Annotated in this window: 8 protein-coding genes; 3 read left to right on the top strand and 5 right to left on the bottom strand. The window is 64.2% G+C overall.

The window, feature by feature from the left end:
- Positions 1-97: 97 nt before the first annotated feature.
- From zapE to typA, 5 genes are all read right to left on the bottom strand, one after another.
- Positions 98-1,195 (bottom strand): cell division protein ZapE, encoded by a 1,098-nt coding sequence (gene zapE, locus BT264_RS24045; protein ID WP_034184039.1) that lies wholly within the window; start codon positions 1,193-1,195, stop codon positions 98-100.
- Between the two features lie 97 nt (positions 1,196-1,292).
- Entirely contained in the window at positions 1,293-2,723 is a 1,431-nt protein-coding gene (gene lpdA / locus BT264_RS24040) for a dihydrolipoyl dehydrogenase (RefSeq protein WP_072441699.1), read from the bottom strand.
- A gap of 81 nt (positions 2,724-2,804) precedes the next feature.
- Complete coding sequence (gene odhB / locus BT264_RS24035) at positions 2,805-4,079, bottom strand: 2-oxoglutarate dehydrogenase complex dihydrolipoyllysine-residue succinyltransferase (protein WP_072441701.1); 1,275 nt, start codon at positions 4,077-4,079, stop codon at positions 2,805-2,807.
- Positions 4,080-4,214: 135 nt separating this feature from the next.
- A complete protein-coding gene (locus BT264_RS24030) occupies positions 4,215-7,079 on the bottom strand; it encodes a 2-oxoglutarate dehydrogenase E1 component (protein WP_072441703.1) in 2,865 nt (954 codons plus the stop codon).
- Between the two features lie 319 nt (positions 7,080-7,398).
- Positions 7,399-9,225 carry a translational GTPase TypA gene (gene typA / locus BT264_RS24020; protein ID WP_034184035.1) on the bottom strand — a complete coding sequence of 609 codons (1,827 nt, stop codon included), beginning with the start codon at positions 9,223-9,225 and terminating at the stop codon, positions 7,399-7,401.
- A gap of 327 nt (positions 9,226-9,552) precedes the next feature.
- On the opposite strand from typA, the gene BT264_RS24015 reads away from it, so the two are divergent.
- The 3 genes from BT264_RS24015 to BT264_RS24005 all read left to right on the top strand — a co-directional run bounded on the left by BT264_RS24015 (position 9,553) and on the right by BT264_RS24005 (position 12,898).
- On the top strand, positions 9,553-10,047 hold the full coding sequence (locus BT264_RS24015; RefSeq protein ID WP_072441707.1) for a MarR family winged helix-turn-helix transcriptional regulator: 495 nt from the start codon (positions 9,553-9,555) through the stop codon (positions 10,045-10,047).
- A gap of 84 nt (positions 10,048-10,131) precedes the next feature.
- Positions 10,132-11,628 (top strand): efflux transporter outer membrane subunit, encoded by a 1,497-nt coding sequence (locus BT264_RS24010; protein WP_072441709.1) that lies wholly within the window; start codon positions 10,132-10,134, stop codon positions 11,626-11,628.
- Between the two features lie 52 nt (positions 11,629-11,680).
- Complete coding sequence (locus BT264_RS24005; protein ID WP_072441711.1) at positions 11,681-12,898, top strand: HlyD/EmrA/EmrK family protein; 1,218 nt, start codon at positions 11,681-11,683, stop codon at positions 12,896-12,898.
- Positions 12,899-12,922: the final 24 nt, after the last annotated feature.

Here is a 12,922-nt window from a genome sequence, read left to right as displayed (position 1 = left end):
TCAACAATGAATATAAGACAAATCCGAAAATACCCCGAGATTACGCGGATTTGACCGGAATTGACGTTTGAATCGCGCCAATTACCGAGAATCGCAATCAGGTCAGCGAAGTATCGACGATACGGCGCGGCGTTTCAAGATACTCCTTCGACTGCATCTCGACGATACGCGAGACCGTGCGCGCGAATTCGTTCGCCATCGGGCCTTCGACGTACAACTGCTCCGCCGGCACCGCCGCGGACATCAGCAGCTTGACCTTGTGGTCGTACAGCACGTCGATCAGCCAGGTAAAGCGGCGCGCCTCGGACGCCATCCGCGGCGACATCTGCGGCACCTCGGACAGCACGATCGCGTGGAAGCGGCTCGCGAGTTCGAGATAGTCGTTCTGCGATCGCGGGCCGCCGCACAGCGTCGCGAAGTCGAACCATACGACGCCGTCCGCCTTGCGCAGCGCCTTCAGCTCGCGCTTCTCGATATGCAGGATCGGGCTTTCGTCCGGTACCGCGGCGAGCTTCGCGAACGCATGGCGCAGTTCGCGATCGGCGTCGGCGCCAAGCGGCGTGTGATACATCTGCACCTGCGCGAGCGTGCGCTGGCGATAGTCGACACCCGCGTCGACGTTGAGCACGTCGAGCTTTTCCTTGATCAGCGCGATCGCCGGCAGCATGCGGTCGCGATGCAGCCCGTCCGGATACAGGTCGTCGGGATCGTAGTTGGACGTCATCACGAACTGCACGCCGTTGTTGAACAGGCGATCGAGCAGACGGTACAGGATCATCGCGTCGGCAATGTCCGACACGTGGAACTCGTCGAAGCAGATCAGCCGGTAGCGCTTCGCGATGCGCCGCGCAAGTTCGTCGAGCGGATCGGCCTGCCCTTTCAGTTCCTCGAGCTCGCGGTGCACTTCGCGCATGAATTCGTGGAAATGCAGGCGCGTCTTGCGCTGCACGGGTACGACCGCGTAGAAGCTGTCCATCAGGAAGCTCTTGCCGCGACCGACACCGCCCCACATGTAGACGCCGCGCGGCAGGTCCGGATGAATGATGAGCTTCTTGAACGCGTTCGAGCGGCGCGCCTTGTATTCGACCCACTCGTCGAAACAGCGCTGCAGGCGATCGACCGCGGCGCGCTGCGCGGGGTCGGACTGATAGCCGCGCGTGGTCAGTTCGCGCGTGTAGTATTCGGTGACGTTCATCGGGCAAACCGGAAAGAACGAAGGCGAGCGGGAAACCCCGCCCGCCTTCGTCATGAGACGGCTGCGCCGGCCGAGAGCCGGCTGGCGCTTACCGCGCTCAGCTATTCAGCGAACGCTTGTCGACGGCGAGCGCCGCTTCGCGCATCACTTCCGACATCGACGGGTGCGGATGGCAGATGCGGGCGATGTCTTCCGACGCCGCCTTGAACTCCATCGCCACCACGGCTTCCGCGATCAGGTCCGACGCGTTCGCGCCGATCACGTGCACGCCGAGCAGTTCGTCGGTCTTTGCGTCTGCAATCATCTTCACGAAACCGTCCGGCGCGTTCATGCCGAGCGCGCGGCCGTTGATCGAGAACGGGAACTTGCCCGTCTTGATCTCGCGACCTTCCGCCTTCAGTTGCTGCTCCGTCTGGCCGACCCACGCGATTTCCGGGTACGTGTAGATCACCCACGGAATGCAGTTGTAGTCGATGTGCGGCTTCTGGCCGTCGATCACTTCCGCGACCAGCACGCCTTCATCTTCCGCCTTGTGCGCAAGCATCGGGCCGCGCACCACGTCGCCGATCGCGTAGACGTTCGGCACCGCCGTGCGGCAGTGGTCGTCGACGTCGATGAAGCCGCGCTCGTTCGCCTTCAGGCCGATTGCCTCGAGGCCGAGGTTGTCGGTGTTCGGCACGCGGCCGACCGATACGATCAGGCGGTCGGCGTCGAGCGTCTGCGCGTTGCCGTCCTTGTCCGTGTAGGCGATCGACACGCCGTCCGCGGTCGTCTTCACTTCGCCGATCTTCACGCCGAGATGGATGTCGAGGCCCTGCTTCTTGAACAGCTTGGCCGCTTCCTTCGCGAGCGCTTCGTCGGCTGCGCCGAGGAATGCCGGCAGCGCTTCGAGCACCGTCACTTCGGCACCCAGGCGACGCCACACCGAGCCGAGTTCGAGGCCGATCACGCCTGCGCCGATCACGGCGAGCTTCTTCGGCACCGAGTCGAACGTCAGCGCACCTTCGTTGTCCGACACGATTCTGTTGTCGACCGGGATGCCCGGCAGGTGACGCGCCTTCGAGCCCGTCGCGATGATCACGTTCTTCGCGGTGACGACTTCGGTTTCACCCTCGCCGCTCACTTCGATCTGCACGCCGGCGTCGGTCTTGCCGGCGAACTTGCCATGGCCCTTCAGCCAGGTGATCTTGTTCTTCTTGAACAGGAACTCGATCCCGCTCGTCATCTTCTCGACGATCGCGTCCTTGCGGCCAAGCATCTTCGCGACGTCGATCTTCACGCCATCGACGGTGATACCGTGATCGGCCAGGTGATGCGACGTGTTCTCGAACTCTTCCGACGACGCGAGCAGCGCCTTCGACGGGATGCAGCCCACGTTCAGGCAGGTGCCGCCGAGCTTCAGCGCGCCGGCCGGGTTCTTCCACTTTTCGATACAGGCAACGGTCTTGCCCAGCTGCGCGGCGCGGATCGCGGCGATGTAGCCGCCGGGGCCGGCGCCGATCACGACGACGTCAAATTCCTTGGACATGGAAATCCTTTCTACTTGTACGTCCGCACGGTCGCGCGTCTGCGCGCCCGTGCGGAGCGGGTCAATGCGGTGAAACTCGGCTTACAGGTCGAGCAGCAGGCGTGCCGGATCCTCGAGCGCATCCTTCATCGCGACGAGCGACAGCACGGCTTCGCGGCCGTCGATGATCCGGTGGTCGTACGACAGCGCGAGATAGTTGATCGGACGGATCACGATCTGGCCGTTTTCGACAACCGGACGCTCCTTGGTCGCGTGCACGCCGAGGATCGCCGACTGCGGCGGGTTGATGATCGGGGTCGACAGCATCGAGCCGAACACGCCGCCGTTCGAGATCGAGAACGTACCGCCCGTCATTTCCTCGATCGACAGCTTGCCGTCCTTCGCCTTCTGGCCGAATTCGGCGATCTTCTTCTCGATGTCGGCGAGGCTCAGTTGATCCGCGTTGCGCAGGATCGGCACGACCAGGCCACGCGGCGAACCGACGGCGATACCGATGTCGAAGTAGCCGTGGTAGACGATGTCGTTACCGTCGATCGACGCGTTCACGAGCGGGAACTTCTTCAGCGCATGCACGGCCGCCTTCACGAAGAACGACATGAAGCCGAGCTTCACGCCATGTTCCTTCTCGAACTTGTCCTTGTACTTGTTGCGCAGTTCCATGACCGGAGCCATGTTGACTTCGTTGAACGTCGTCAGGATCGCGTTGGTCTGCTGCGATTCGAGCAGACGCTCGGCGATACGCGCACGCAGGCGCGACATCGGCACGCGCTGTTCCGGACGGTCGTTCAGCCAGGTCGTCGCCGACGCCGGCACCTTCACTTCCGGCAGCGACGGCTTCGCAGCGGCCTTGGCCGGTGCGGCGGCCGGAGCGGCCTTCGGTGCGCTGCCTGCTGCCAGCGCGTCGCCCTTCGTGACGCGGCCGTCGCGGCCCGAACCTGCGACGTCGCCTGCCGACAGACCCTTCTCGGCCAGCAGCTTCGATGCGGCCGGCGATGCGGCGGCCGAGCTCGATGCCGTTGCGGCGACCGGCTGTGCTGCCGGTGCGGCTGCGGCAGGCGCTGCTGCCGGCTTGACTTCGGCGGCGCCCGCCGCTGCTTCGGCCGCACCTGCCTTCGCTTCGGTGTCGATCGTCGCGATCAGCTGATCGGCAACCACCGTGTCACCGTCGTTCTGCAGCACTTGCGCGAGCACGCCCGCGGCCGGTGCCGGCACTTCGAGCACGACCTTGTCGGTCTCGAGTTCGATCAGGATTTCGTCTTGCGCGACTGCTTCGCCCGGCTTCTTCTTCCACTGCAGCATGGTGGCTTCCGAAACCGACTCCGAAAGCTGGGGGACTTTGACTTCTACGATAGCCATGTGATTTTCCTGGATGCTTAATCTGGGTAATGACGAGGTTCGTGCGATTCCTTCGGCCGGTGCGGCGCGCGACGCGCCCGGCAGGCCAAAAGAGACGGGAAAGCGCCGCGCGCCTTCCCGTTTCGCTTCCGTCGGTTATTTCGCGATCGATGCGCTCTTCAGGCGGCCGAAAGCACCTTCGATCAGGGCCTTCTGCTGCTCGTAGTGCTTCGCGTAGTAGCCAACCGCCGGCGAGGCCGAAGCCGGACGGCCGCTGTATGCCAGCTTCTGTCCTTCCTTCATGCCTTCCTTCAGATGGTGCTCGACGTAGAACCAGGGGCCCTGGTTCTGCGGCTCGTCCTGCACCCAGACCACTTCAGTCGCGTTCTCGTACTTCTTCATTTCGGCTTCGAACTGCTTGTGCGCGAACGGATACAGCTGCTCGATACGGATGATCGCGACGTCGTTCGCCTTCGCTTCGCGGCGATGTGCGACGAGGTCGTAATACACGCGGCCCGAGCATGCCAGCACGCGCTTGACCTTCTTCGCGTCGATGCCGCCGTCGGTTTCGCCCAGCACCGGCTGGAACGAACCCTTCGCGAGTTCCGACAGGTCCGACACCGCTTCCTTGTGACGCAGCAGCGACTTCGGCGTGGCGACGATCAGCGGCTTGCGGAACAGGCGGATCATCTGGCGACGCAGCAGGTGGAAGATCTGCGCCGGCGTCGTCGGCTGGACGACCTGCATGTTGTGATCCGCGCACAGTTGCAGGAAACGCTCGATACGGGTCGACGAGTGTTCCGGACCCTGGCCTTCATAGCCGTGCGGCAGCAGCATCGTCAGACCCGACACGCGGCCCCACTTCACTTCGCCCGACGAGATGAACTGGTCGATCACGACCTGCGCGCCGTTGACGAAGTCGCCGAACTGCGCTTCCCACAGCACGAGCGTGTTCGGCTCGGCGGTCGAGTAACCGTATTCGAAGCCCAGCACCGCTTCTTCCGACAGCACCGAGTCGATCACCGTGAACTTCGCCTGGCCTTCGGCGATGTTCTGCAGCGGCACGTACGTGCCGTCGTTCCAGCGCTCGCGGTTCTGGTCGTGCAGCACCGCGTGACGGTGCGTGAACGTGCCGCGGCCCGAGTCCTGGCCCGTCAGGCGCACCGAGTAGCCCGATGCGACGAGCGACGCGAACGCGAGGTGCTCGCCCATGCCCCAGTCGAGCGGCTGGTCGCCGCGCGCCATGTTGCGGCGGTCGTTGATCACGCGCTCGACGAGCGGGTGGACCTTGAAGTTTTCTGGGACCGTCGTGATGCGTTCGCCGAGGCGCTTCAGTTCCGCGAGCGGCACGGCCGTGTCGGCCGCATCCGTCCACTTGCGGTTCAGGAACGGAACCCAGTCGACCGCGTACTTGCTCTTGTAGTTCGACAGGACCGGGTCGACCGTGTGGTGACCATCGTCCATCGCCTTGCGGTACGCCTTCACGTAGTTGTCGGCGTCTTCCGCGGTGATCACGCCCTGCTGCACGAGCTTCTCGGCGTACAGCGCACGGGTGCCCGGGTGCTGCGCGATCTTCTTGTACATCAGCGGCTGCGTGACGGCCGGCGTGTCCTGCTCGTTGTGACCCAGCTTGCGGAAGCAGACGATGTCGATCACGACATCCTTGTGGAACTGCATCCGGTAGTCGATCGCGATCTGCGTCGCGAGGATCACCGCTTCCGGATCGTCGCCGTTCACGTGCAGCACCGGCGCCTCGATCATCTTGACGACGTCGGTACAGTACAGCGTCGAGCGCGCGTCGCGCGGGTCGGACGTCGTGAAGCCGATCTGGTTGTTGATGACGATGTGCAGCGTGCCGTGCGTGCCGTAACCGCGCGTCTGCGCGAGGTTCAGCGTTTCCATCACGACGCCCTGGCCCGCGAAGGCCGCGTCGCCGTGGATCTGCACCGGCAGCACCTGCAGGCCGTCTTCGTCACCGCGGCGGTCCATCCGCGCCTTCGCGGAACCTTCGACCACCGGGTTCACGATTTCGAGGTGCGACGGGTTGAATGCAAGCGACAGGTGAACCGGGCCGCCTTCCGTCGAGACGTCCGACGAGAAGCCCTTGTGGTACTTCACGTCGCCGGCCGGCAGGTCGTCGACGTGCTTGCCTTCGAATTCGGCGAACAGGTCGGCCGGCATCTTGCCGAGCGTGTTGACGAGCACGTTCAGGCGGCCACGGTGGGCCATGCCGATGATGATTTCCTGCACGCCGCGCTTGCCCGCATGCTGGACGACTTCGTCCATCGCCGCGATGAAGCTTTCGCCGCCTTCGAGCGAGAAGCGCTTCTGGCCGACGTACTTGGTGTGCAGGTAACGCTCGAGGCCTTCAGCAGCCGTCAGGCGATTCAGGATGTGCTTCTTCTCGTCTGCCGAGAAGTTCGGCGTCGCGCGGGTCGACTCCAGGCGCTCCTGCCACCAGCGCTTCTGTTCCGGGTCGCTGATATACATGTACTCGGCGCCGATCGTGCCGCAGTACGTGTCGCGCAGGCCCTTGACGATATCGCGCAGCGAAGCCTGGTCGAAACCGAAATACAGGTTGCTCGCGCTGTAGGTCTGGTCGAGGTCGCCTTCGGAGAAGTCGTAGAACGCGGGTTCGAGTTCGGGAATGGCGGGACGTTCGCGACGCTTCAGGGGATCCAGATTGGCCCATTGCGAGCCAAGGAAGCGATAGGCGCTGATGAGGGACTGGACGTGAACCTGCTTGCGCGCCGCAGCCAGATTGGTGCCGCTTTCGCGCGGGATGAAGGCATTGGCCTTCGCACGCTCGGCAAACGATTCGACGATCGGGAAATGCGCGACGTCATTGGCATTCGAACCGTCCGTTGCAGGCACATTCTGCAGCGCGTCGAAATACTCTCGCCAATTCTCCGGCACCGACGCCGGATTGTTGAGGTATGCATCGTACAGTTCTTCAACGTACGAAGCATTGCCGCCGAACAGATAGGAGTTCAGCTGAAACTGCTTCATTACATCTGACATTTTACGCTCACCTTTCTTCGAGCTTCTCGAGAAATAGCGGGTTACTCAACCTTCCGCGACACGGCCTGACCGTTTAGCGGATTGCGAATCAAGTCTTGCTTGGAAGGACCTAAAACTTGCGTGCGCGCAGCATATCACAGAACCGATACCGGAGTTCACGGCGAAATGTGCCCGAAAGCACCGCGCGACGGGGTTTTGCCGGATTGCCACGACCCGCGGGAACAGTGTTTTGCAGACAATCCGGTTGCGCGCCGCGCACACGCAAAAAAGGCCGCCCGGAGGCAGCCTTTTTCGTCATGCACGGGAACGGTCGAAACGCTCAGTCGACCGCGCCTTCGCGGCTCGCGCGGCGACGCTCGTGCTCCTTCAGGAAGCGCTTGCGCAGGCGGATCGACTGCGGCGTCACCTCGACGAGCTCGTCGTCATCGATGAACTCGACCGCGTATTCCAGCGACATCTGGACCGGTGGAACGAGACGCACGGCTTCGTCGGTGCCCGACGCGCGCACGTTGGTCAGCTGCTTGCCCTTGATCGGGTTCACGACGAGGTCGTTGTCGCGGCTGTGGATGCCGATGATCATGCCCTCATACAGCGCGTCGCCCGGCTTCACGAACATGCGGCCGCGATCCTGCAGCTTCCACAGTGCATACGCCACGGCCGCGCCGTCGTCCTGCGAGATCAGCACGCCGTTGCGGCGCTCGCCGACCGAGCCGTCCTTGACCGGTGCGTACGAGTCGAAGATATGGCTCATCAGGCCCGTGCCGCGCGTGAGCGTCAGGAATTCGCTCTGGAAGCCGATCAGGCCGCGCGCCGAGATCTTGTATTCCAGACGCGTGCGGCCACGACCGTCCGACGCCATGTCGAGCATCTCGCCCTTGCGGCGGCCGAGCTCTTCCATCACGCCACCCTGATGCTCGTCCTCGACGTCGACCGTCAGCAGTTCGTACGGCTCATGCTTCGCGCCGTCGATTTCCTGCATCACGACGCGCGGACGCGACACGGCCAGCTCGTAGCCTTCGCGACGCATGTTCTCGACGAGAATCGTCAGGTGCAGTTCGCCGCGGCCCGACACTTCGAACACCGTTTCGTCGCCGGTGTCCTTCACGCGCAGCGCGACGTTGTGGTTCAGTTCCTTCATCAGGCGGTCGCGGATCTGGCGGCTCGTCACGAACTTGCCTTCGCGACCTGCGAGCGGCGACGAGTTGACGAGGAAGTTCATCGTCAGCGTCGGCTCGTCGACAGTGATCATCGGCAGCGCTTCCGGCGTATCCACCGCGCAGATCGTCGCGCCGATACCGACATCTTCAATACCGTTGATCAGCACGATGTCGCCGGCTTCGGCCGAGTCGACCTGCACGCGCTCGAGCCCCTTGAACGACAGCACCTGGTTGATCTTGCGGCTCAGCACGTCGCCTTCCGGGCCGAAACGCATCACGACCGGCTGGCCCGGCTTGATGCGGCCGCGCGTGATGCGGCCGACGCCGATCCGGCCGACGTACGTCGAATAGTCGAGCGACGTGATCTGAAGCTGCAGCGGCGCTTCCGGGTCGGCTGGGCGGACCGGCACGTGCGCGAGGATCGCCTCGAACAGCGGGCGCATGTCGCCTTCGCGCGTGGCCGGGTCGAGCGACGCATAGCCGTTCAGGCCCGATGCATAGACGATCGGGAAGTCGAGCTGCTCTTCCGTCGCGCCGAGCTTGTCGAACAGGTCGAACGTCTGGTTGATGACCCAATCGATCCGCGCGCCCGGGCGGTCGATCTTGTTGACGACGACGATCGGCTTCAGGCCGAGCGCGAGCGCCTTCTTCGTGACGAAGCGCGTCTGCGGCATCGGGCCCTCGACCGCGTCGACGAGCAGCAGCACCGAGTCGACCATCGACAGCACGCGCTCCACCTCGCCACCGAAGTCCGCGTGCCCCGGCGTGTCGACGATGTTGATGTGCGTGCCTTCATACTCGACCGCGCAGTTCTTCGCGAGAATCGTGATCCCGCGCTCCTTTTCGATGTCGTTCGAGTCCATCACCCGCTCCGCAATCTGCTGGTTCTCGCGGAAGGTGCCGGACTGGCGGAGCAGTTGGTCGACGAGCGTAGTCTTGCCGTGGTCGACGTGGGCGATGATGGCGATATTGCGAAGGGCGCGGGTCATAGAAACCTGGAAATCGTTTGAACGCGCAAACGCGCCCGCTCGTTTTTCACGGGCGCGCGCATTGCAGCTTGGAAAGCCTCAAATTATAGCACGTGCGCGTGTCGAAAGCTGGCTGGCACGTTGCAACGCAGCAAGCCGGCCCGGCCCTACCCCTCCTCGAACGCGCAGATCTGCCGAAGGCGCCGCCGCCGACAAACCGAAAACCCTTGTCGCGATAAGGGATTCTTGCAACGCGAAGCATGCCCCTGGCCGTTCGATTAACATTTGCCGCGGCAAGCAATTGTCCCTATACTGCTGCCTAGTCAACTATTGCAGCTTCAGGGTTTTATGTCGGATTCTCCTACCCAACCGCCGGTTTCGCCGCTGTCTTCATATCAGATGAACGATAGCGTCGGTTATCTGATGTCGCGCGTGAAGTCCGTGATGACCAACCTCGTCACGCAACGCACGCAGGAAGAGCTCGGCATCACGGGCACGCAGGCGAGCATGCTGTTCATGATCGCGGTCGGCAAGTGCTCGACGGCCGCCGAGCTCGCGCGCGAATACGGGATCGACGCGAGCGCGGTCACGCGCCTGCTCGACCGGGTCGAGAAACGCGGCCTGCTGTCCCGCGTGCGCAGCATCGAGGATCGGCGCGTCGTGCGCCTCGAACTGACCGACGAAGGCCGCGCGCTTGCCGAACGGCTGCCGCCCATTTTCCGCAGCGTGCTCGACCAGGTGCTGGACGGATTTACGCCGGAAGAAGTCGGGTTCCTGAAGAGCATGCTGCGCCGCATTCTCAGCAACTATTGCGAGACGGCCGGCGGCAGCATCACGGAATAGTTGCCATAACAATTACTTTTGACAGATTAATGTAAGGAAATCCTTGCAGTGTCCATCATTCATTCCGAGTCAGGGGTCAGCGCGATGAAATCCTCCCCGTTGTCCGTGCGCGCCGGGTCGTGCCGCGCCGCCGTCGCCGCCGCGGTCGCCGCACTGGCGCTGGCGGGCTGCGCGAATTACATCGGCATCAAGAGCGACAAGCAGATCGCCCCCGCGTCGCAATTCGAATCCGCGCAGAGCCTGCCGGCCCAGGGCGGCCAGTGGCCGGCGCTCGACTGGGCCAATCAGTTCGGCGATCCGCAGTTGCCGAAGCTGATCGACGAGGCCCTTCAGGGCAATCCGTCGATCGCGCAGGCGCAGGCGCGCATCGCGAAGGCATCGTCGTACATCGAATCGTCGCGCTCGAACCTGCTGCCGAAAGCCGAGGCCAGCTACTCGTGGACCCGCGAGCTGTATTCGTCGAACGCACTGTTCCCGCCCCCGTACGGCGGCCAGTGGTACAGCGAGAACAACGCGCTCGCGAGCGCGTCGTGGGAGCTCGACCTGTGGGGCAAGAACCGCGAACGCCTGCACACCGCCGTGTCGCAGGAAAAAGCGGCCGAAGCCGACATGCAGCAGGCACGCATCACGCTCGCGTCATCGGTCGCGCGCACCTATAACTCGCTCGCGCAGCTCTACGCGCTGCGCGACATCGCGCAACGCGAGATCGCCAACCGCGAGACGGTCGGCAAGATCACCGACGGCCGCGTATCGGCTGGCCTCGACACCAACGTCGAACGCCAGACGGCCCGCGGCAATATCGCGACGACCCAGGCTTCGCTGTCGGATCTCGACGGCCAGATCACGACGGTGCGCTACCAGCTCGCCGCGCTGCTCGGCAAGGGGCCTGATCGCGGGCTGCAGATCGCGGCGCCCGTGATGAACCCGAGCGGCGAAGTCGCACTGCCCGGCAACCTGCCGGCCGATCTCGTCTCGCGCCGCCCCGACATCGTCGCCGCACGCTGGCAGGTCGAGGCTGCGATGCACGACGTGAAGGAAGCGAAGGCCGAGTTCTATCCCGACGTGAACCTCGCGGCCGGCTTCGGCTTCGATGCGTTCGGCTGGGGCAAATTCCTGAACTTCGCGAGCCGCCAGGCGCAGTTCGGCCCGGCGATCCACCTGCCGATCTTCGACGCCGGCGCGCTGCGCGCCCAGCTCAAGGGCCGCTATGCGGACTTCGACCTGTCGGTGGCGAACTACAACCAGACGCTGATCGGCGCGCTGAACGACGTCGCGACGCAAGTCGCGTCGATCCGCGCGGTCGATCGCCAGACGGGCGACGCGCAACGCGCGCTCGACGCGTCGACGCGCGCGTACGATCTCGCCGTGATCCGCTACAAGGCCGGCCTGTCGCCGCAACTGCAGGTACTGACCGCGGACAGCAACCGCCTCGCATCGGAGCAGACGGTGACCAACCTGAAGATGCGCCGCCGCGACATGCAGCTCGCGCTGATCAAGGCGCTCGGCGGCGGGTTCGACGCGACCGGCACGCCGCTCGCCGCGCCCGACGCCGACAAACCGACAAAACAGGCCGCCAACTGATCCGGCGCCACCACTACGCAGACACTCGAAATAACGGACGGAGAAAATCGCCATGAGCGACCCTCAACAAAATGCCGCCAGCGCACAGTCGCAGAACAACGGGAAGCGCAAACGGATGATGACGCTGCTCGTCGCGGTCATCGTGATCGCGGCCATCGCGTACGGCCTGTACTACTTCCTCGTTGCCCGCTTCCATGAAGGAACCGACGATGCGTACGTGAACGGCAACGTCGTGCAGATCACGCCGCAGGTCACCGGCACCGTGATCGCCGTAAAGGCCGACGATACGCAGACGGTCAAGGCCGGCGACCCGCTGGTCGTGCTCGACCCGGCCGATTCGCAGGTCGCGCTGCAACAGGCGGAAGCCAACCTCGCGCAGACGGTGCGCCAGGTGCGCGGCCTGTTCGTCAACGACGACCAGTACCGCGCGCAGGTCGCGCTGCGCCAGTCCGACCTGTCGAAGGCCCAGGACGATCTGCGCCGCCGTGTGGCCGTCGCGCAGACGGGCGCCGTGTCGCAGGAAGAGATCTCGCACGCACGTGACGCCGTGAAAGCCGCGCAAGCGTCGCTCGATAGCGCGCAGCAGCAGCTCGCATCGAACCGCGCGCTGACCGCGAACACCACGATCGCGTCGCACCCGAACGTGATGGCCGCCGCAGCGAAGGTTCGCGACGCGTATCTCGCGAACGCGCGCAACGTGCTGCCGGCGCCTGTGACGGGCTACGTCGCGAAGCGCTCGGTGCAGGTCGGCCAGCGCGTGTCGCCGGGCACGCCGCTGATGTCGGTGGTGCCGCTGAATGCCGTGTGGGTCGACGCGAACTTCAAGGAAGTCCAGCTCAAGCACATGCGCATCGGCCAGCCGGTCGAGCTGACGGCCGACATCTACGGCTCGTCGGCCGTCTACCACGGCAAGGTCGTCGGCTTCTCGGCCGGCACGGGCTCGGCGTTCTCGCTGCTGCCGGCGCAGAACGCGACCGGCAACTGGATCAAGGTCGTGCAGCGCCTGCCGGTGCGTATCGAGCTCGATCCGAAGGATCTCGACAAGCATCCGCTGCGCATCGGCCTGTCGATGCAGGTCGACGTGGACATCAAGGACGAACGCGGCAACCAGCTCGTCAACGCGCCGAACACCGTCTACGAGACCAACGTGTTCGCGAAGTACGGCGACGAAGCCGATGCCGAAATCGCGCGCGTCATCGCCGAGAACGCGGGCGGCAACGCGTCGGCGCCGGCCGCGGCGAAGCAAGCCAGCGCCGCGAAGATGATGTAACGCTCCGACTCCGGAAAAACAACC

It is taken from the genome of Burkholderia sp. NFPP32, assembly GCF_900119325.1.
Lineage (GTDB): Bacteria > Pseudomonadota > Gammaproteobacteria > Burkholderiales > Burkholderiaceae > Burkholderia > Burkholderia pyrrocinia_C.
This window is presented reverse-complemented; position numbering and strand designations above follow the sequence as displayed.

Excerpts from the sequence above, each read along its gene's own strand:
- zapE (WP_034184039.1), bottom strand. The coding sequence starts at position 1,195 with ATGAACGTCACCGAATACTACACGCGCGAACTGACCACGCGCGGCTAT.
- lpdA (WP_072441699.1), bottom strand. The coding sequence starts at position 2,723 with ATGTCCAAGGAATTTGACGTCGTCGTGATCGGCGCCGGCCCCGGCGGC.
- odhB (WP_072441701.1), bottom strand. The coding sequence starts at position 4,079 with ATGGCTATCGTAGAAGTCAAAGTCCCCCAGCTTTCGGAGTCGGTTTCG.
- BT264_RS24030 (WP_072441703.1), bottom strand. The coding sequence starts at position 7,079 with ATGTCAGATGTAATGAAGCAGTTTCAGCTGAACTCCTATCTGTTCGGC.
- typA (WP_034184035.1), bottom strand. The coding sequence starts at position 9,225 with ATGACCCGCGCCCTTCGCAATATCGCCATCATCGCCCACGTCGACCAC.
- BT264_RS24015 (WP_072441707.1), top strand. The coding sequence starts at position 9,553 with ATGTCGGATTCTCCTACCCAACCGCCGGTTTCGCCGCTGTCTTCATAT.
- BT264_RS24010 (WP_072441709.1), top strand. The coding sequence starts at position 10,132 with ATGAAATCCTCCCCGTTGTCCGTGCGCGCCGGGTCGTGCCGCGCCGCC.
- BT264_RS24005 (WP_072441711.1), top strand. The coding sequence starts at position 11,681 with ATGAGCGACCCTCAACAAAATGCCGCCAGCGCACAGTCGCAGAACAAC.